The sequence below is a fragment of the Rhodococcus aerolatus genome (assembly GCF_054783215.1).
The window spans coordinates 73,428-91,268 of the sequence record NZ_BAAGQZ010000013.1; the positions used below are offsets into that span (position 1 = coordinate 73,428).

Annotated in this window: 21 protein-coding genes and 1 pseudogene; 15 read left to right on the plus strand and 7 right to left on the minus strand. The window is 76.1% G+C overall.

Translation table 11 applies throughout. The features are described from left to right. The first annotated feature begins 103 nt into the window (after nucleotides 1-103). The 5 genes from ACYVOF_RS06280 to ACYVOF_RS06300 all read left to right on the plus strand — a co-directional run bounded on the left by ACYVOF_RS06280 (nucleotide 104) and on the right by ACYVOF_RS06300 (nucleotide 2,183). Entirely contained in the window at nucleotides 104-274 is a 171-nt protein-coding gene (locus ACYVOF_RS06280; RefSeq protein ID WP_460864794.1) for a CsbD family protein, read from the plus strand. A 141-nt stretch (nucleotides 275-415) separates the two neighbouring features. After that, a complete protein-coding gene (locus ACYVOF_RS06285; protein ID WP_460864796.1) occupies nucleotides 416-715 on the plus strand; it encodes a GlsB/YeaQ/YmgE family stress response membrane protein in 300 nt (99 codons plus the stop codon). Further along, nucleotides 712-1,470, plus strand: a complete 759-nt coding sequence (locus ACYVOF_RS06290) for an aquaporin (protein WP_460864797.1) — start codon at nucleotides 712-714, stop codon at nucleotides 1,468-1,470. The genes ACYVOF_RS06285 and ACYVOF_RS06290 overlap by 4 nt, the downstream gene beginning before the upstream one ends. Nucleotides 1,471-1,498: 28 nt before the next feature. Then, nucleotides 1,499-1,837 carry a hypothetical protein gene (locus ACYVOF_RS06295; protein WP_460864798.1) on the plus strand — a complete coding sequence of 113 codons (339 nt, stop codon included), beginning with the start codon at nucleotides 1,499-1,501 and terminating at the stop codon, nucleotides 1,835-1,837. Between the two features lie 46 nt (nucleotides 1,838-1,883). Further along, on the plus strand, nucleotides 1,884-2,183 hold the full coding sequence (locus tag ACYVOF_RS06300) for a LapA family protein (RefSeq protein WP_460864800.1): 300 nt from the start codon (nucleotides 1,884-1,886) through the stop codon (nucleotides 2,181-2,183). Between the two features lie 70 nt (nucleotides 2,184-2,253). Here ACYVOF_RS06300 and ACYVOF_RS06305 read toward each other — a convergent pair whose 3' ends face one another. The 3 genes from ACYVOF_RS06305 to ACYVOF_RS06315 all read right to left on the minus strand — a co-directional run bounded on the left by ACYVOF_RS06305 (nucleotide 2,254) and on the right by ACYVOF_RS06315 (nucleotide 5,390). Continuing rightward, complete coding sequence (locus ACYVOF_RS06305; RefSeq protein ID WP_460864802.1) at nucleotides 2,254-3,924, minus strand: FAD-binding dehydrogenase; 1,671 nt, start codon at nucleotides 3,922-3,924, stop codon at nucleotides 2,254-2,256. Between the two features lie 132 nt (nucleotides 3,925-4,056). Beyond that, nucleotides 4,057-4,476 carry a nuclear transport factor 2 family protein gene (locus ACYVOF_RS06310; protein ID WP_460864804.1) on the minus strand — a complete coding sequence of 140 codons (420 nt, stop codon included), beginning with the start codon at nucleotides 4,474-4,476 and terminating at the stop codon, nucleotides 4,057-4,059. 80 nt (nucleotides 4,477-4,556) lie between these two features. After that, a complete protein-coding gene (locus ACYVOF_RS06315; RefSeq protein WP_460864806.1) occupies nucleotides 4,557-5,390 on the minus strand; it encodes a helix-turn-helix transcriptional regulator in 834 nt (277 codons plus the stop codon). Between the two features lie 184 nt (nucleotides 5,391-5,574). On the opposite strand from ACYVOF_RS06315, the gene ACYVOF_RS06320 reads away from it, so the two are divergent. The 6 genes from ACYVOF_RS06320 (at nucleotide 5,575) to ACYVOF_RS06345 (ending at nucleotide 11,629) form a co-directional block, all read left to right on the plus strand. Next, on the plus strand, nucleotides 5,575-6,534 hold the full coding sequence (locus ACYVOF_RS06320; protein ID WP_460864808.1) for an SDR family oxidoreductase: 960 nt from the start codon (nucleotides 5,575-5,577) through the stop codon (nucleotides 6,532-6,534). Nucleotides 6,535-6,580: 46 nt separating this feature from the next. Further along, entirely contained in the window at nucleotides 6,581-7,516 is a 936-nt protein-coding gene (locus tag ACYVOF_RS06325) for an NAD-dependent epimerase/dehydratase family protein (RefSeq protein ID WP_460864810.1), read from the plus strand. After that, nucleotides 7,516-8,361, plus strand: a complete 846-nt coding sequence (locus tag ACYVOF_RS06330) for a DUF1295 domain-containing protein (protein ID WP_460864812.1) — start codon at nucleotides 7,516-7,518, stop codon at nucleotides 8,359-8,361. The genes ACYVOF_RS06325 and ACYVOF_RS06330 overlap by 1 nt, the downstream gene beginning before the upstream one ends. Before the next feature lie 259 nt (nucleotides 8,362-8,620). Next, on the plus strand, nucleotides 8,621-9,802 hold the full coding sequence (locus tag ACYVOF_RS06335; RefSeq protein WP_460864814.1) for a zinc-dependent alcohol dehydrogenase: 1,182 nt from the start codon (nucleotides 8,621-8,623) through the stop codon (nucleotides 9,800-9,802). 109 nt (nucleotides 9,803-9,911) lie between these two features. Beyond that, nucleotides 9,912-10,661, plus strand: a complete 750-nt coding sequence (locus ACYVOF_RS06340) for a GntR family transcriptional regulator (RefSeq protein WP_460864816.1) — start codon at nucleotides 9,912-9,914, stop codon at nucleotides 10,659-10,661. Beyond that, nucleotides 10,658-11,629, plus strand: coding sequence for an alpha/beta hydrolase (locus ACYVOF_RS06345; protein ID WP_460864818.1), 972 nt, complete (start codon nucleotides 10,658-10,660; stop codon nucleotides 11,627-11,629). The genes ACYVOF_RS06340 and ACYVOF_RS06345 overlap by 4 nt, the downstream gene beginning before the upstream one ends. A 10-nt stretch (nucleotides 11,630-11,639) precedes the next feature. On the opposite strand, the pseudogene ACYVOF_RS06350 reads toward ACYVOF_RS06345, so the two are convergent. The 4 genes and pseudogenes from ACYVOF_RS06350 to ACYVOF_RS06365 all read right to left on the minus strand — a co-directional run. Beyond that, nucleotides 11,640-11,876 (minus strand): annotated as a pseudogene (locus tag ACYVOF_RS06350) (hypothetical protein); the annotation flags it as partial. Nucleotides 11,877-12,012: 136 nt separating this feature from the next. Continuing rightward, the gene (locus ACYVOF_RS06355; protein ID WP_460864820.1) at nucleotides 12,013-12,357 is read right to left on the minus strand and encodes a YitT family protein; all 345 of its coding nucleotides are present in this window, start codon (nucleotides 12,355-12,357) and stop codon (nucleotides 12,013-12,015) included. Next, nucleotides 12,267-12,806, minus strand: coding sequence for a carboxymuconolactone decarboxylase family protein (locus tag ACYVOF_RS06360; protein ID WP_460864822.1), 540 nt, complete (start codon nucleotides 12,804-12,806; stop codon nucleotides 12,267-12,269). The genes ACYVOF_RS06355 and ACYVOF_RS06360 overlap by 91 nt, the downstream gene beginning before the upstream one ends. Continuing rightward, nucleotides 12,803-13,630 carry an SDR family oxidoreductase gene (locus ACYVOF_RS06365; protein ID WP_460865010.1) on the minus strand — a complete coding sequence of 276 codons (828 nt, stop codon included), beginning with the start codon at nucleotides 13,628-13,630 and terminating at the stop codon, nucleotides 12,803-12,805. Before ACYVOF_RS06365 ends, ACYVOF_RS06360 begins: the two co-directional genes overlap by 4 nt. A gap of 206 nt (nucleotides 13,631-13,836) precedes the next feature. Here ACYVOF_RS06365 and ACYVOF_RS06370 point away from each other — a divergent pair, with 206 nt between their 5' ends. The 4 genes from ACYVOF_RS06370 (at nucleotide 13,837) to ACYVOF_RS06385 (ending at nucleotide 17,775) form a co-directional block, all read left to right on the plus strand. Further along, on the plus strand, nucleotides 13,837-14,091 hold the full coding sequence (locus tag ACYVOF_RS06370) for a hypothetical protein (protein ID WP_460864823.1): 255 nt from the start codon (nucleotides 13,837-13,839) through the stop codon (nucleotides 14,089-14,091). Then, the gene (locus ACYVOF_RS06375; protein ID WP_460864824.1) at nucleotides 14,092-15,306 is read left to right on the plus strand and encodes a glycosyltransferase; all 1,215 of its coding nucleotides are present in this window, start codon (nucleotides 14,092-14,094) and stop codon (nucleotides 15,304-15,306) included. A 79-nt stretch (nucleotides 15,307-15,385) separates the two neighbouring features. Then, entirely contained in the window at nucleotides 15,386-16,954 is a 1,569-nt protein-coding gene (locus ACYVOF_RS06380; RefSeq protein WP_460864826.1) for a DUF2252 family protein, read from the plus strand. Beyond that, entirely contained in the window at nucleotides 16,951-17,775 is an 825-nt protein-coding gene (locus ACYVOF_RS06385) for an enoyl-CoA hydratase/isomerase family protein (protein ID WP_460864828.1), read from the plus strand. Before ACYVOF_RS06380 ends, ACYVOF_RS06385 begins: the two co-directional genes overlap by 4 nt. Nucleotides 17,776-17,841 lie beyond the last annotated feature (66 nt).

A 17,841-nucleotide genomic window follows, 5' to 3' on the forward strand; every position in this document is an offset into this window, starting at 1 on the left:
GTTCCCCCGCCCGGACCCGACCTACTCACTGACGGCGCGGAACACGCCGCCACCCGCGGGGCACGCCCCTCCGGGACCGACCCGAGATCGAAGGAGATCCACCATGAGCTTCGTGGACAAGGCCAAGAACGCCGCCGAGGACGCCCTGGGCAAGGCCAAGGAGGTCGTCGGCGACAAGACCGACAACGCCGACCTCAAGGCCGAGGGCAAGGCCGACCAGCACGAGGCGTCGGCCAAGAAGACCGGCGAGAACATCAAGGACAAGCTCAGCTAGTCCCGCTCCACCCCCGCTCCCCCGGCCGCACACCGCGGCCGGGGTGAGCCCGGGGCCGGCGGCCGCGCTGACCACCCGCGGGCCGCAACCCCCTCCCACCCGTACCACGGTCCCGGACACCGTCCCGGACCGTGATCACCCGTGCCCGCAGCACCGCTGCGGCGCAGGAAGACAGGAACCGTGTTCACCGCCATCCTCACGGCCGTGCTGTTCGGTGGCATCGTCGGCGCCCTCGGCAGGCTCGTCCTGCCCGGGCGGCAGGCCATCGGCGTCGGCGCCACCATCGGCATCGGCATCGCCGCTGCCCTCGCCGGCACCGCGATCGCAGCACTGCTCGGGGTCAACCACACCGACGGCATCAACTGGATCCAGCACATCCTCCAGATCGCCCTCGCCGCCGCCGGTGTCACCCTCTGGAGCCGTCGGGAGGTGGCCCGGTGAACGCCTCCGCCCGCACCTACCTCGCCGAGCTCCTCGGCACCGCGATCCTCGTCATCGGTGGGGTCGGCACCGCCGTCCTCGCCGGGGACACCGTGGGCACCGTCGGCGTCGCCCTCGCGTTCGGGCTGACGCTGCTGGCCCTCGCCTACGCCATCGGACCCATCTCGGGCTGCCACGTCAACCCCGCCGTCACCCTCGGCGTCGCCCTGGCCGGGCGCCTGAGCCCCCGTGACGCGGTCGGCTACGTCGTCGCCCAGCTCGTCGGGGGCCTGGCCGGCGCGGGCATCGTCTACGCCGTCGCCACCGGCCGCCCGGGCTACGACCTGGCCGTCGACGGCCTGGGGACCAACGGCTGGGGTGCGCAGTCGCCCCTGGGCTTCGGCCTCGGCGCGGCCGCCCTCGTCGAGGTCGTCGGGACGTTCCTGCTCGTCTTCGTCGTCCTGGCCGCCACCGACCGGACCGCGCAGACCGCGTTCGCCGGCATCCCGATCGGGCTCACCCTCGTGGTGATCCACCTCGCGACCATCGGCGTCGACTCCACCTCGGTCAACCCGGCCCGGTCGCTCGGGTCCGCCCTCGTCGCCCGCGGCGACGCCCTCGGCCAGGTGTGGCTCTTCCTGCTCCTCCCGCTGGTCGGTGCCGCACTCGCCGCCGGTGTCCACAAGGGCCTGTTCAGCGGGGGACGCGCCCTGCCGCAGGACACCTCCGACGGGTCGGCCTCCGCCGTGGCCGCCGACCCCACCCCCACCCGCTGATCCGCCCCACCCCGAACGGAGCACCACCATGTGGGTCCTGCTGAGCCGACGCGTCCGCGTCTGGCTGGTCTTCGCCCTCGCCCTGCCGCTGCTCGCCCGCGCCGCCACCCGCACCGCGGACCGGCTCGAGGACCACCGCGGCCACCGCACCCGCGGCACCCGGCTGCTGCGGCGCGTCGGCCGGTTCGCCGGGAAGCGGGCCCGCCCCGACCGCACGGGGACCCTGCACAAGACCGCGGACGTCCTGCGCCACCGCACCGACGCCGGGGTCCTGCACCACCTGGCCGACACCCTCGACGACGTCGCCGCCCCCGTCGAGGACGAGCCCGCCCCCACCCGGCGCCGGCGCCTGCTGCGCCGCCGCTGACCGACCCCGACCGCGAACCACCACCACTCACCGGAGGAGAAACACCATGGCCGAGAACACCACCCCCAGCACGGACCCCGCCGCCCGCACCGGCAGCAGCACCCCGGCGAAGAAGCAGAAGACCGGGCGCGGCGCTGCCGCCACCGCCGGGCTCGTCGTCGGCGCCGTCCTGACCATCCTGCTGGTCATCTTCATCGTGCAGAACGGGGAGGACGTGACGCCGGAGTTCCTGACGTTCACCCTCCCGACGCTGGCCCTCGGCGTCTACCTGCTGCTGGCGGCGGCCGTGGGCATCGTCATCGCCCTGCTCGTCACCGGCACCCGCAAGATCACCAAGAAGCTCTGAGCACCGAGGAGGCCCCGCCGACGACCGCGTCGTCGGTGGGGCCTCGTCACGCCTGCGTCGACGGGCCTCGTCACGCCTGCGGAGCCCGGGCCAGCGCCCGGCCGGCCTGACGTCCGCTGAACAGGCACCCGCCGAGGAAGGTGCCCTCCAGCGAGCGGTAGCCGTGCACGCCACCGCCACCGAAGCCCGCGATCTCCCCCGCGGCCCACAGCCCGCCGACGGGCGCGCCGTCCGTGCCGAGCACCCGGCCGTCGAGGTCGGTCTGCAGGCCGCCCAACGTCTTCCGGGTGATGACGTGGAGCTTGACCGCGATCAGCGGGCCCGTGGCCGGGTCCAGGATGCGGTGGGGCGCGGCCGTGCGGGCCAGCTTCTCCCCCAGCGAGCGCCGCGAGTTGTGGATCGCGGTGACCTGCAGGTCCTTGCTGAACGTGTTGCCCAGCTCGCGGTCCCGCGCCTCGACCTGCCGGCGGATCGTCGCCTCGTCGAGCAGCGGCTCCGGCGTGAGCGCGTTCATCCCCGCGACGAGCTCGGCGAGGGTGTCGGCGACGACGAAGTCCTCGCCCCGGTCCTTGAAGGCCTCGACCGGGGCTGCCGCGCCGGGCCGGACCCGCCCGAGGGTGAGCCGCAGGTCCTTGCCGGTGATGTCGGGGTTCTGCTCGGAGCCCGACAGCGCGAACTCCTTCTCGATGATCTTCTGGGTGAGCACGAACCAGGAGTGGTCGAACCCCGTGTCCTGGATGGCCTGCAACGTGCCCAGGGTGTCGTGGCCGGGGAAGTTCGGGGCGGGGAAGCGGCGCCCGCGGGCGTCGAACCACAGCGACGACGGCCCGGGGATGATCCGGATGCCGTGGTCGGCCCAGATCGGGTCGTGATTTATGACGCCCTCGGTGTAGTGCCACATCCGGTCGGCGTTGACGACGCGCCCGCCCGCGGCCTCGGTGATGCCCAGCATGCGGCCGTCGACGTGCTCGGGCACCCCCGAGAGCATGGTGGCCGGGGGCGGACCCAGCCGGGCCGGCCACGCGGCGCGGACCAGGTCGTGGTTGCCGCCGAGCCCGCCCGCCGCCACCAGCACGGCCGGGGCGTGGTGGGAGAAGGTGCCCACCTCGGTGTGCGGGCTGGGAGCACCCCGCTCGGCGTCGCTGGGCTCGAGGACCGCGCCGGACACCCCGGTCACCACCCCGTCGCGGACCACCAGCTCGTCGACCCGGTGCCGGAACCGCAGCTCCACCAGCCCGGCGGCCTGCGCGGCCCGGACCCGCCGCTCGAACGGGGCCAGCACCCCCGGCCCGGTGCCCCAGGTGAGGTGGAACCGGGGCACGGAGTTGCCGTGACCGTCGGCGAGGTGGCCCCCGCGCTCGGCCCACCCGACGATGGGGACCCACCGCACCCCCTGGGCGTGCAGCCAGTCCCGCATCTCCCCCGCGGCGAAGTCCAGGTAGGCCTGCGCCCACCGCGCACCCCAGTGGTCCTCGCCCGCGGGGTCGTCGGGGTCGCGGTCGAAGCCTGCGGTGCCCCACCAGTCCTGCCGGGCGAGCGCGGCGCTGTCGCGGATGCGCATGCGGCGCTGCTCGGGGGTGTCGACCATGAACAGCCCACCCAGGGACCAGAACGCCTGACCGCCCAGGTCCTGCTCGGGCTGCTGGTCGAGCAGCAGCACCCGCCGTCCCGCGTCGGCCAGCTCGGCCGTGGCCACCAGGCCCGCCAGCCCGGCGCCCACCACGATCACGTCCGCGTCCACCCGTGCCTCCTCGCCCGTGGGCTCACCGTGCGCGCGCCCACCGTGCGCGGGCCCACCGTCCGGGCGTCGAGCCTCCCCGGTGGCGGGTCGCCCGGCAACGACGCGGTGGTGCGGGCCCCTCCTCGGCGCCGGCTAGTCGGCGTCGGAGCGGGCGTGGGTGCCCGCCTCGGGGTGCAGCAGCGCGCCGGAGTCGTAGACGGTGGTGAAGTCGGTGACGGCGTCGTCGGAGAACTCGATGATCGTCACCCCGGTGTACGACGCGGACTGCCCGCCCTTCAGGCGCACGTCGCTGCTCCACTCCAGGGCGGCGCGGTCCCCGGTCTCGGTGACCCGGGTGAAGGTGGTGCTGACCTCCTCGAACTGCTCGAGGTACTGGGTGAAGAGGGCGTCGATGCCGTCGGGGCCCTGCCGGGTGCCGCGCCCGTCGATGCTGCGCACCGGGGCGTCGTCGGCCACCAGGGCGGTCATCGCGTCGGTGCTCCGGTCGGAGTCGACGGAGTGCAGGGCGTCCACGAACCGCTGGACGAGGGGTGAGTCGGGGGTGATCTCCATGCCGTGACGGTGGCACGCACGGCCGCCGCCCGCAGCGCAGGCAGTGGCGGCGCCGACCGCGGTGACCGGCCCGTCACACCTCAGCCGGGGCTCAGCACGGACAGCAGCTCCAGCTTCTCCTGGCTCTCGCTGCCCGGCACGGCGGTGTAGACGAGCAGCGCGTGGGACTGCTCCGCGTCGTGCAGCACCTGGCACTGCAGCTCCAGCACCCCGACGTCGGGGTGGACGAGGCGCTTGCCCTCCCGCGGCCGCAGCCCGACCTCGTGGCGTGCCCACAGCCGGCGGAACTCCTCGCTGCGCCCCTGCAGGTCCTCGGCCATCCGGGCGGCCCGGGACCCGCTGCCGCGCACCGCGACCACGCTGCGCAGCCCCGAGGCCCACGTGCGGGACAGGTGCTCGTGGTCGTCCGGGTGGTAGCGGTCGCGGGACGACGGGTCGGTGAACCAGCGGTACCCCAGGCTGCGCGCCGGCCCGCTGCGCGCCCGGGCGTCACCGAGCAGCGCCACCCCCAGCCGGGTCTGCCGCAACGTCTCCCCCAGCTCGGTGACGACCTCGGCCGGGGTGTCGTCGAGCCGGTCGAGGATGCGCTGCAGGCCGGGGCTGACGTGGCGGCTCTCCGCGCCCCGCGGCGGCGGGTGGTGGCCCGCGAGCCGGTAGAGGTGGTCGCGCTGGTCCAGCGACAGGTGCAGGCCCTGGGCGATCGAGGCCACCATGCCCACCGACGGCTGCGGACCCCGCTGCCGCTCGAGGCGGGCGTAGTAGTCGGTGGACATGTGGGCGAGCGCCGCCACCTCCTCGCGGCGCAGCCCGCTCGTCCGCCGCCGCTGGCCGCGGGGCAGCCCGACGTCGGCCGGCTGCAGGGACTCCCGGCAGTGGCGCAGGAAGTCCGCCAGCCCGCTGCGGTCGATCTCCACGTGTCCTCCTCACCGCCGTCTGCCGCCCTTCCTACCGCGGTGCGGCCGCGCGGGGGAGGACCTGCTGATCCCCCGCTGAGCCCCGGCCCGGCCCCGCGAGCCTCGGACCCGTGGGCCCTGGCTCCGCCCGGGGGCTGCCCCGACGCTGGGGACGACCCCACCACCACCTCGCGAGGAGCACCCCGTGGCCCGCACCCCGACCGCCGTCACCGTCCCCGACCTCACCGGCACCCGCGCCGTCGTCACCGGCGCCAGCGACGGCCTGGGCCGTCACGTCGCCACCCGGCTCGCCGCCGCGGGCGCCGAGGTGGTCCTGCCCGTCCGCAACCCCGCGAAGGGCGCCGCGGCCCTCGACCTCGTCCGGGCCGCGGTGCCCGGCGCGGCGGTGTCCTTGCGGGAGCTCGACCTGGCGTCCCTCGCCTCGGTCGCCGCCCTGGGCGCGGCGCTGCGCGAGGAGGGCACCCCCGTCGGCATCCTCGTCAACAACGCCGGCGTCATGACCCCGCCGCAGCGGCAGACCACCGCCGACGGCCACGAGCTGCAGCTGGGCACCAACCACCTGGGCCACGCCGCCCTCGTGGGCGCGCTGCTGCCGCTGCTCGTGGCCGGCCGGGCCCGGGTGGTGTCGCAGGTCAGCGTGGCGGCGAGCCGGAACGCGGTGCGGTGGGAGGACCTCGACTGGCAGCGCGGCTACGACGGCATGCGCGCCTACGGCTCGTCGAAGATCCTGCAGGGCCTGTTCGGCCTCGAGCTCGACCGACGCAGCCGCGCCGCCGGCTGGGGCATCACCAGCAACCTCGCCCACCCCGGCGTCGCCCCCACCACGCTGCTCGACGCCCGCCCCGAGGTCGGGCGCAGCCGGCCGACGGTGGGGCGCCGCGTGATCAGCGCGCTCGCCGCCCGCGGCCTGCTCGTCGGCACCGTCGAGTCCGCGGCGCTGCCCGCGCTGGTCGCGGCCACGGACCCGGCGCTGGACGGCGGGCGCTTCGTCGGGCCCCGCGGTCCCGGTCACCTGGGCGGGGCACCGGCGGAGCAGGCCCTCTACGGACGGCTGCGCGGCGAGGCCGACGCTGCCCGGGCGTGGGACGCCTCCCTCGCGCTGCTCGGGCTGACGACGCTCGAGCAGGCGGCAGCGGCCCGCTGAGCCGGGCGGCGCTGCGCGACCGCGCGCCGCGGTCCAGGGTGGGGCGGTGACCTCCCCCGCTGCCGTCCCGTCCACCTCCGACCCGTCCGCGCCCGTGGTCGTCGTCACCGGCGCCAACGGTCTCGTCGGCGCCCGGGTGTGCGCCGCCCTGGCCGAGCGGGGGGCCGCCGTCCGTGCCGTGGTCCGCCGCGCGGGCACCGCGCCTGCGCTGCCCGGGGTGCAGGAGCTCGTGGGCGACGTCGCCGACGCGGGCCTCGCGGCCACCGCCGTGGCGGGGGCGCAGGGCGTGGTCACCACCGTGCACCCGATGGGCAGCGACCGGGAGACCCAGCACCGGGTGGGGGTCGAGGCGACCGCCGGCCTGGCCCGGGCGGCGGCCGCGGCCGGCGTGGAGCGGTTCGTCCACGTGTCCACGGCCGCGGTGTACCAGCGGACCCCGGACACGGGCGACGTCGACGAGTCGGGCCCGCTGGTCGCGGACGACGCCGGCGACTACCCCGTGACCAAGCGCGACGCGGAGGCGGCCCTGGCCGCGGTCGACGGGCTGACCACCGTGCTGCTGCGCCCGCCGATGATCCTCGGCCCCGGTGACACGTCGGTGTGGAACACGCTGCGACCCAACGCCATACGGGAGGACGAGCAGGCCCGTGCCGCGGTGCCGGAGCAGACCTTCGCCTGGGTGCACGTCGACGACCTGGCGGCCCTGGCCGCCGCCGTGGCCACCGGCGAGGTCGCGGCGGGCACCGATCCCGAGCAGGGCCCGGTCGCCGGCGGCACCACCGCGGTGACGGTGGCCGCGCCCCCGGACCGCATGCGGTCCTACGTCGAGACCGTCACGGACGCACTGGGTGTCGAGCCGGTGTGGCAGGACGGACCGGCGTGGACCGGCACCCTGCTCGCCGACCGCGCCCGCGCGTGGGGGTGGACCCCGGCCGTGGGGGTCGACGAGGCGCTCGCCGAGGTCCGGGACGGGCTGCGCTGATGGCCGGGATGCGCCGCCGTGCCCGCCGCGCCGCGCCGGGGCTCGACCTCGACAACCTCCGCACCGTCGCGGCCGCCTCCGCAGCGGTGGTGACCGCGGCGCAGGCCGGCACGGCCGTGCTCGCGCTGCGCAGCGGCCGCCGCGACTACGCCGACGCCGTGTGGGGCCCGGGGCTGGCGGCCGTCGCCGTGACCGGGGCGCTGGTGGGCCGCGGCGACCCGTGGCGCCGCTGGACGCTGGCCGCAGCGGCCACCGGCTGGGCCGCACGGCTGGAGAAGCAGATGCTGGGGCGGTTGCGCGGCAGCGACTCCGAGGACCCGCGCTACACCGAGTTCCTCGACGGGGACCCGACCCCGAAGGTGCTGGCCAAGGTGTTCCTCACCCAGGGTGTCTCGCAGCTGGTGGTGTCCCTGCCGGTGCAGCTGGCGGCCGCCTCGGCCCTGCCCCGGTCGGGCCGACGCTGGCTCGCGCCCGCCGGGATCGTGATCATGGTCGGCGGCGCCGTGGTGGAGGCGGTGGCCGACCGGCAGAAGCGCGCGTTCACGGCCGCGGACGACAGCGACTTCGACGGCGACAAGCCCGACGTCCTCGACACCGGGCTGTGGGGGCTGTCGCGGCACCCGAACTACCTGGGTGACTCGATCGTCTGGGACGGCGCCTACCTCGCGGCCGCCGCGTCCGCCCCGGCGGCGTGGACGCTGCCCGCGCCGGCGCTGATGTCCTACCTGCTGATGTTCGCCACCGGCGCGAAGCGCACCGAGGCGCGCATGGAGGACCGGCCCGGGTACCGGGACTACCAGCAGCGGGTGCCGTTCTTCTTCCCGGTGCCCGGCCGCAGCAGCTGATCCGTGTGTGATTACTGCACCCAGGACGCGAGGTCCCGTTCACAGACGGCGATGCCCCGGACGGACCCCGTGCCGACGTCCCGGGCACTGGTCACCGACGACGACGTCGAGCTGACCACCGGCCTGCCCTGACGGGGGCTCCGACCGCGGTCGGCCGGACCGTGCTCGAGTGGCGCCGCGGACCAAGATCATGTCCGCTGGGGCCCGACGCCGGGGTGTGCCCGGTGTCCCCGCACGACCGACGCGAGGAGCGCACCCGGTGCGAGCAGTGACGTGGCAGGGCAAGCGGGACGTCCGGGTCGAGACCGTCCCCGACCCCGAGATCATCGAGCCGACGGACGCGATCGTGAAGATCACGACCACCAACATCTGCGGGTCCGACCTGCACCTCTACGAGACGCTGGGCGCGTTCATGGGTCAGGGCGACATCCTGGGCCACGAGCCCATGGGCGTGGTGGAGGAGGTCGGCCGTGACGTCACCGGCCTGAGGCCCGGCGACCGGGTGGTGGTGCCGTTCCAGATCTCCTGTGGACACTGCTGGATGTGCGAGCGCGGTCTGTTCACCCAGTGCGAGACCACCCAGGTGCGCGAGCAGGGCACGGGCGCAGCCCTGTTCGGCTTCTCCAAGCTCTACGGCCAGGTCCCCGGCGGGCAGGCCGAGTACCTGCGGGTGCCGCAGGCGCAGACCACCCACATCACGGTCCCCGAGGGGCCGCCGGACGACCGCTTCGTGTACCTCTCCGACGTGCTGCCCACCGCCTGGCAGTCCGTCGTCTACGCCGACACCCCCGCCGGCGGGACGCTGGCCGTGCAAGGCCTGGGCCCCATCGGCGACATGGCCTGCCGCATCGCCGCTCACCAGGGGCTGCGGGTCATCGGCATCGACCGCGTCCCCGAGCGGCTCGCCCGGATGCGGGCCCGCGGCATCGAGGTGGTCGACCTGACCGAGGTCGGTGACCGCCTCGGCGAGGCCGTCCGCGACCTCACCGACGGCCGCGGCGCGGACGCCGTCATCGACGCGGTCGGCATGGAGGCCCACGGCTCCCCCGTCGCCAAGGCCGCCCAGACCGCCGTGTCCTACCTGCCGGACGCGCTCGCGGCTCCCCTGCTCAAGGTGGCCGGCGTGGACCGGCTCGGCGCCCTGCTCAGCGCGATCGACATCGTCCGCCGCGGCGGCACCATCTCGGTGATCGGCGTCTACGGCGGCGCGGCCGACCCGCTGCCCATGATCACGATGTTCGACAAGCAGCTCCAGCTGCGCATGGGCCAGGCCAACGTGCTGCGCTGGGTGCCGGAGATCCTCCCGCTGCTGGTCGACGCCGACCCCCTCGGCGTGGACGACTTCGCCACCCACCGGCTGCCCATGTCCCAGGCACCGTCGGCGTACGAGATGTTCCAGAAGAAGCAGGACGGCTGCGTCAAGGTGCTCCTGACGCCCTGACCCCGGTGGGTGCCGCGGCCCGCGGCCGGGGGGTGCCGCGTCGGGGGCCGGGCGGCCGGGGTGGGGCAGGATGGGCGACGTCCCGCCCCGCGCACCCCGGAGGAGCTCCGTGCCCGCCTCGCACCCCCCGCGACCGGTGGACCGCCGCTCCCCCCTCCCGCTGTGGGCGCAGGTCGAGGCCGACCTGACCCGTCGGATCGACGCCGGGGCCTTCGCGACCGGGTTCCCCACGGAGACCGAGTTGCGCGAGGCCTACGACGTCTCCCGGCACACCGTCCGGGAGGCGCTGCGCCGCCTGCGCACCGCCGGCACCCTCGAGTCCACCCGCGGCCGCGGCACCCGGGTCGTCGGGCCCGACGTGGAGCAGTCCCTCGGGACGCTCTACAGCCTGTTCCGGGCCGTCGAGGACCGCGGCATGACGCAGGCCAGCACCGTCCTGCGGCTGGGCACGACCACCGACCCGGACGCCGCGGCGCTGCTGCACCTGCCGCCGGACGCGCCGCTCGTCGTCCTGGAGCGGGTGCGCCACGCCGACGACGAGCCGCTGGCCCACGACGTGGTCTACCTCCCCCACGACGTCGCCGCCCCGCTGCTCGACGCCGACTTCACCCGCGCCGCCCTGTACGACGAGCTGGCGCAGCGGTGCGGGACGCAGCTGAGCTCCGGCCAGGAACGCATCACCGCGAGCCTGGCCACGCCCGAGCTGCGCGAGCTGCTGGGCGCCGGGGAGCAGCCGCTGCTGCGCGTCGACCGCACCGGGTGCGTGGGCGGGCGCACCGTCGAGACGCGCACCACCCACCTGCGCTCCGACCGCTTCGCCCTGGTCTCGCACTTCGACCGCGCCCACCCCGGCCGGTGAGCCCGCGGGCGGTGCGGCGGCGCACGCTGCTCACGGGCCTGCTCGGTGCCGGTGCGGCCGTGGCCGGCTGCTCCGCGGCCGGTCTGCGGGAGGAGGTGACCGACGTCGCCGCGCGGTTCGCCAGCCCCGGGCCCACCCCGTCCGGCGACCCCTCCGGGCCCCACCCGGTCGCGACCCCGCTGCGGCTGCCCTACGCGCCGCCCGACGGCCCGCCGACCGCCAGCACCGTCGGTGACCTCGTCGTCCCGCAGGGCGTGCCGGGCCGGCTGCCCGTCGTGGTGCTCGTCCACGGCGGGGGGTGGACCATGCCCACCGACCTGACCTACCTGTCCCCGTTGGCGGTGGACCTGGCCTCGCACGGGGTGGCCGTGTGGAACGTGGAGTACCGGCGCGTCGGGGGCGGGGGCGGTTGGCCCACCACGCTGACCGACGTGGCCGCCGCCGTGGACGCCGTCGCCGGGCTGCCCGGGCGCACCGGCCTGGCGCTGGACACCGCCGACGTGCACGTCGCGGGCCACTCCGCCGGCGGGCACCTGGCCGCCTGGGTCGCCGGGCGGGGACGGCTGCCGGCGGGCGCGCCCGGCAGCGGCCCGCTGGTCGAGGTCCGCTCGGCGCTGACCGTCGCGGGCGTGCTCGACCTGGCCCTGGCGGTGGAGCGCGGCAAGGACCGCTTCGTCCGCGGCTTCCTCGGCGGCACCCGCGACGAGTGGCCGCAGCGGTACGCCGTCGCCTCGCCGGTCGACGCGCTGCCCGTGGGCGTGCCCGTCACCGCCGTGCATGGCTCCGCCGACCTGGTCGTCTCCCCCGTCCAGTCCAGCAGCTACGTCGCCCGCGCCCGGGCCGCGGGTGACCCCGCCCGGCTGGTCGGACTGCCCGGTGTCGGCCACGCGGGCGTCGTCGACCGCGCGGACCCGGCGTGGGACCGGGTGCGCGAGCTGCTGCTGGCCCAGGTCCGCGGCCCCGCGTGAGGGTGCGACCTCAGCGCGCCAGGTAGCGGCCCGGCCGGTGGTTCATCGCGATGGTCACGTTGAGCACCGCCGCGCCGAGGACGGACGCCAGCAGCACCGGCCCGTCGACCACGAACGCCGAGACGGTCAGCACCACCAGGTCGAACGCGAGCTGCGTCCACCCCGCCCGCCAGCCGCGCTGCTCCTGCAGGTGCAGCGCCACCACCGGCGAACCCGCCGCCGCTGCCGCGGTGGCGGAACAGCACGATGAAGCCCAGCCCCAGGCTCAGCCCGGCGAACGCGGTGGCCAGCACCAGCGGCATCGACACCGCGACCACCCGGGAGAGCCACGTGGAGAGCACGGCCACCAGGGTCAGCGCGACCGCGGTCTTGCCGGTGAACTCTCACCCCAGCCGGCGCACCGCCAGCCAGGCGAACGGCACGTTGAGCACCACCAGCGCCACCCCGAGCGGGACCGGGCTGACGTAGGCGAGCAGGAACGCCAGGCCCGCCACGCCGCCGGACGCCCCGCGCACCGAGTGCAGCAGCACCACCCCCCAGGCCACGAGGAACGACCCGGTCAGCAGCGCGGCCGCGTCCTCCAGCGCGGTGTGCCGGGGCGGCAGCGACGCGCCGTCGGGGTGGCCGGGACCGGCGCTCAGCGGGGCTCCTCGCGCTGCACCCGCAGCGTCGTGATGGCGGCGGCGAGCATGTCGTAGTGCCCGGCCAGCAGCACCAGCTCCACGCACTCCCGCTCGTCGAGGTGCTCGCGCAGCCGCGACCACGCCGCGTCGTCGACGTCGCGGTCGAGCACGAGCTGGTCCACCGCGGCGAGCAGCGCGGCCTGCCGGGGGGTCCAGCCCGCGGCGTCGGGCCCGGCCGTGGTCCGCTCCACCTCGGCGGCCGTGAGCCCCGCGCCCCGGCCGATGCGCTCGTGCTGGGCCCGCTCGTAGGCCGAGCCGCGCAGGTGGGCCACGCGCAGGATCACCAGCTCGCTCTCCGCCCGGGGCAGCCGACCGCCGGGCATGAGCAGCGCGGCGAAGGCGAGCCAGCCGCGGAACAGCCGCTTGTGCCTGCCCAGGGTGAGGAACAGCGTCATCGGCGCCGTGCCCGCCAGCCGGCCACCGGCCCGCGACATCAGCCAGGCGACCACGCCGACCTCGCCGAGGCGGCCCGGGCGCACCCGCGGCGTGCTCACCGCCAGCTCCGGGCGGCGCGGTCGACCGAGCGGTTCACCCGGTCCATGGCCAGGGCGTAGACCGACGGCAGGTGGCGCTGCAGCGCGTGCAGCGCCCGGGTGTCGGGCGAGGTGAACACCAGGTACCGGCGCGCGAGCATGCCGGCCACGATGCGCTCGGCCGCCGTCTCCGCGGAGACCGCGCTGCGCTCGAACCGCGCCCGCAGCCGGCGGAACCCGTCGCTGGAGGTGTCCACCCCAGCGACGGTGACCGAGCCCGTGATCGGGGTCCGCACCGCGCCGGGGCACACCAGGGTGACGGCGATGCCGTGGCGGGCGAGGTCGAAGCGCAGCACCTCCGAGACGCCCCGCAGGCCGAACTTGGCGGCGCTGTAGGGGGCGTGCCAGGGCAGGCCGACGAGCCCGGCCGCGGAGGAGACGTTGACCAGGTGGCCGCGCCGCCCGGCGCGGATCATGGCCGGGACGAAGGCGTCGATGACGTGGATCGGGCCCATCAGGTCGACCTCGACCACCCCGCGCCACAGCTCGAGGGTGAGGTCCTCCACCCGGCCCCAGGTGGCGATGCCGGCCACGTTCATCACCGCGTCGACGGCCTCGACCCGCCCGTGCACCGCGGCGGCGAGGGCGGCGACCTGCGCCGGGTCGGCCACGTCCGCCGGGTGCGTGGTCTCGACCCGGCCGCCGGCGGCCACGACCGCGTCGCGGGTGGCCTCGAGCCCGGCGACGTCCCGGTCGGTCAGGTGCAGCCGGGCACCCGCCGCGCCGAGCTGCTCGGCGACCGCCCGGCCCATCCCGCTGGCCGCCCCGGTGACGAGGACGTGCATCCCGGCGGGGTCGGGGGTGCGCCGGCGCAGCCTCACGTCTCGTCCTGCGTCGCGGCGGGGGCACGGGAAGTCACCGCCCCAGTCTCGCAGCGGACCCGCCGACGGTGGGGCGGTGGGTGCGCCGGTCCCCGCGCCGCGGTGAACCATCGGTAAACTATTCGCAAACACCCGGTGCTGCGGGTGCGTACCTCGGGGGAGGACGACGGATGGATCCGCGCCACCCGGTCCGCGTCGCCCGCGACCTGGTCCGCCGCTTCGGGCTCGTGGAGGCCGAGCTGGCGCAGCTGCGCGCGCGGGTCGAGGACGCGCACGCCCGGACGGTGCACCTCGAGGACCGTGCCGTGCGGGCCGAGGAGCAGCTGGCGCAGCGGGACGCCGCCCTCGGTACCGCCCTGGCCGAGCTGCGCGCGGTGGGCAACCTGGCGGCGGCCCGGGCCACGCTGCGCGGGCGCACCACCTGAGTGGTCTTCCTGGTCCACCACGTCGAGGCGTGGGACAGCCTGCACGAGCTGGTCGAGGAGATGGTGCGGGCCCGCGACTTCGACCCGGTGGTCGTCTCCTGCCCGCGGCACTTCCACGGCGACGACGGGTTCGTCGGGGAGGACCGCGTGCACCGCGGGCTGTCCGAGCGCGGCGTGGCGCACCTGCGGGCGGGCGGCGCCGCCGACGGGGACGTGCTCGCGCTGGTCCGCTCGCTGGACCCCGACCTCGTCTTCCGGCAGTCGCAGTGGGACGCCGACGTGCTGCCGGAGCTGCACGCCGAGCGCCTCGGCTTCGCCCGGCTCTGCCTGGTGCCGTACGAGACGGTCAACCTCGTCGTCAACGCCGACCCGCCCGGGGTCACCAACAGCGCCGTCGACAGCCCGTTCCACCGCGCCGCCTGGCTGGTCACGTGCGCCGACGACGGGGCGCTCCGCGTCGCCGCCCGTGACGGGGCCCGCGGCGGCGAGCAGTTCGCCGTCGTCGGGCACCCCAAGGTCGACCGGCTGCGGTCCGCCGAGCCGCGCTGGCCGCTCGACCGTCCCCACCGGGCCCGGCGGCCCCGGGTCGTGTGGTCGGCCCACCACAGCATCGGGCGCGGGTGGGCCGACTTCGGGACGTTCCCCGCCGTGGCCGAGCAGGCCCTCGGGTGGGCCAGGGCCCGGCCGGACGTGGACTTCGTCCTCATGCCCCACCCCGCCCTGACGCCCTACACCGCCACGGCCGACTCGCCCTTCTCGGCGGTGCGGCTGCGGGACTGGCGGCGGCGGTGGGAGTCGCTGCCGAACACCGTCGTCGCCGAGACCGGGGACTACGCGCCCCTGCTCGCGGCGTGCGACGTGGTGGTCACCGACGGGCTGAGCATGCTCGTGGAGCCCCAGGTCGTCGGCCGGCCCGTCGTGTTCCTGGATCGCGAGGGCCACCGCCCGTTCACCGCCGCCGGGGAGCTGGTGCGGGCCGGGGTGCACGGCGTGCGCACCCTCCCCGAGGCCCGCGACACCGCCACCCCGTTCCTGGCCGGGCACCCGGACCCGTTGCGCGAGCGGCAGCGTCGCACCGTCGCAGAGCTCTTCGGGTCCGGGCGCAGCGTCGACCGGCTGCTGGCCGTGCTGCGCGACCGCATCGCGGCGGAGCGCGGCGACCCGCCCGCGCCGGTGCCCGGCTGGCCCCCGGCCCGGCGCGCCGGCGCCGGCTGAGCGGGGCCGAGCGCGCCACCCCCGCCGCGGCCCCGGTGCTCGTGCCGCGGCGCCGCGCGCGGCTCGCTACGGTCCGGCCATGACCTCGCGCCCCGACGAGCCCGACCTGTCCCAGGCCACCCGGGAGGAGCTCGTCGCGCTCGCCCGGCAGCGCGACCTGCCCGGTCGCAGCCGGATGAGCAAGGACCAGCTGCGCGAGGCGCTGGAGCAGCGGGCCCGTGACGACGTGGGCGCCCGCTCCGGCACCCGCAGCGGTGCCGCCGGGGGCAGCGACGAGTCCCGCCCCGCCCGGGGTGACGCCGGTGACCGCCGCGAGGTCTTCGCCGCCCTGGCCGCCGCCCGGGCCCGTGGCGAGATGGTGGTGCTGCCCCGGATGCTCACCGGCGACGACCGGCGCCAGCACGTGCGCCAGACCATCCGGGAGGACCACCACCACCGCATCGCGGGCGCGGAGGTCGAGGCGCAGCGCAAGTTCGACAAGCTCGCCGGGTCGGTCTTCTCGTTCTTCCGCGGCACCGCGCTGCTGTTCTACCGCGACATGGCCGGCGAGGACGCGTGGATGCCCACCGTCCTGGCCCTCGGCGACGTCCACCCCGAGAACTTCGGCGTGATGCCCGACCAGGACGACGTGCCCATCTTCGGGCCGAACGACTTCGACGAGGCGTTCTACGCCCCGTTCACCTGGGACCTCAAGCGGGGCGCGACCGGGTTCCTGCTGGCCTCCGCCGAGGAGGGCGAGGACCGCGACGACGGCCGCCGCATCGTCCGCGCCTTCCTCTCCGGCTACGTCGACGCGGTGGCGCGCTTCGCCTCCCGCGGCACCGAGAAGGACACCCAGGTGCGGCAGGACAACGCCCCCAAGCTGATCCGCACGCTCATCCAGGACGCCCTCGAGCCGCGCGAGGAGTGGCTGGCGCGCAAGTACACCGACGAGCACGCGACGGGCTTCCGGGCGGACGACGAGCACGTGCCGATCACCCACCGGCGCGAGGAGTTCCAGGCGCTGCTCGACCGCTACGTGCGCGACAACGACATCACCGTGCCGGAGCGGGCGGGACGCATGCGGGTCAAGGACGTCTGCGAGCGCAAGGGCCAGGGGACGGCGTCGCTCGGGCTCGACCGCTACTACCTCATGGTCGAGGGCCCGCGCCGCGACGGCACCGACGACCTGCTGCTCGAGGTCAAGCAGGCCCGCCGCTCCGCCCTCGACGGCCTGGTGCAGGAGTCGCCGTACGTGGTGGACGGCCGCGGGGAGCGCATCGCGCACGCCCAGCGGGTGCACCTGGTGCGCGGCGACCGGTTCTACGGCTACGCCGAGCTCGACGGCACCAGCTACATGGTCCGGGAGCGCGCGCCCTACCGCGACGACATCGACCTCGACGACCTCTCCGGCAAGCAGTGGCGCAAGTACGCGGCGATCTGCGGGGCGTCGCTCGCCCAGGCGCACGCCGGGTCCGACGAGGCGGGCCTGGTGGACCACGACGTCGAGCCGGCCATCCTCGACGCCGTCGGCAACCGCGAGCTGTTCGTCGACGACGTGCTGCGCTTCGCCGAGGCCGCGGCGGACCGGGTGGCCGCCGACCACGAGCACTTCCGGGCCGACCACGCGCTCGGTGCGTTCCGCAGCGTCACGGCGGTGTACCGGTGAGCGGGGAGGGGCCGGCGCCGGTGCGCGTGGAGCGCGACGGGCACCTCGCCGTCGTCGTGCTGGAGAACCCGCCGCTGAACCTGTTCGACGAGACCGTCTTCGCCGCCTGGGAGAGGGTGGTCGACGAGCTGGGCGTGCTGACCGACCCGGCGCGCGACGACCGCGCCCGGGCGGTGCTCGTCGAGGCCCGCGGGCGGGTCGTCTCCGCCGGGGTCGACGTGCACCAGTTCGCCGACGTCGCCGCGGGCAGGGACCCGGTCGGCACCGGGGCCGCGCTGTGGGACAGGCTGATCCGGCTGCCGCAGGCGCTGGAGGACCTGCCCGTGCCCACGGTGTTCGCCGCCCACGGGCTCACGCTCACCGCGGCGTTCGAGCTGGCGCTGGCCTGCGACCTGCTCGTCGCGGCCGAGTCCGCGTCCTTCGGCCTCGTCGAGGTCGTCGTCGGGCTCACCCCGTCGATGGGCGGGCCGCAGCGCCTGACCGAGCGGGCCGGCCCCGCCCGGGCCCGCGAGCTCGTGCTCACCGGGGAGCGGTTCCCCGCCGCCACGCTCGAGCGATGGGGCGTGGTGAACCGGGTGCTGCCCGACGACGGGTTCGCCGCGGCCGCCCGGGACCTCGCGCACCGGCTCGCGGCCGGGCCCACCCGGGCGCACGCCGCGACGAAGCAGCTGGTGGCCACCGCGGCGCGCGACGGGGTGCGGGCCGCGGACGCCCGCACCGGGGCGGTGTCCGGCGCGCTGTTCGACACCGACGACCTGCGCGGTGCGGTGGCGTCGTTCCTCGCCGACGGCCCGGGTAAAGCGTCGTACACGGGTCGTTGACCTGCTCTTTAGTTACGCGCACTACACACTTGTGTGCTGGACTGCTCTGCACCCGGTCGACACCCA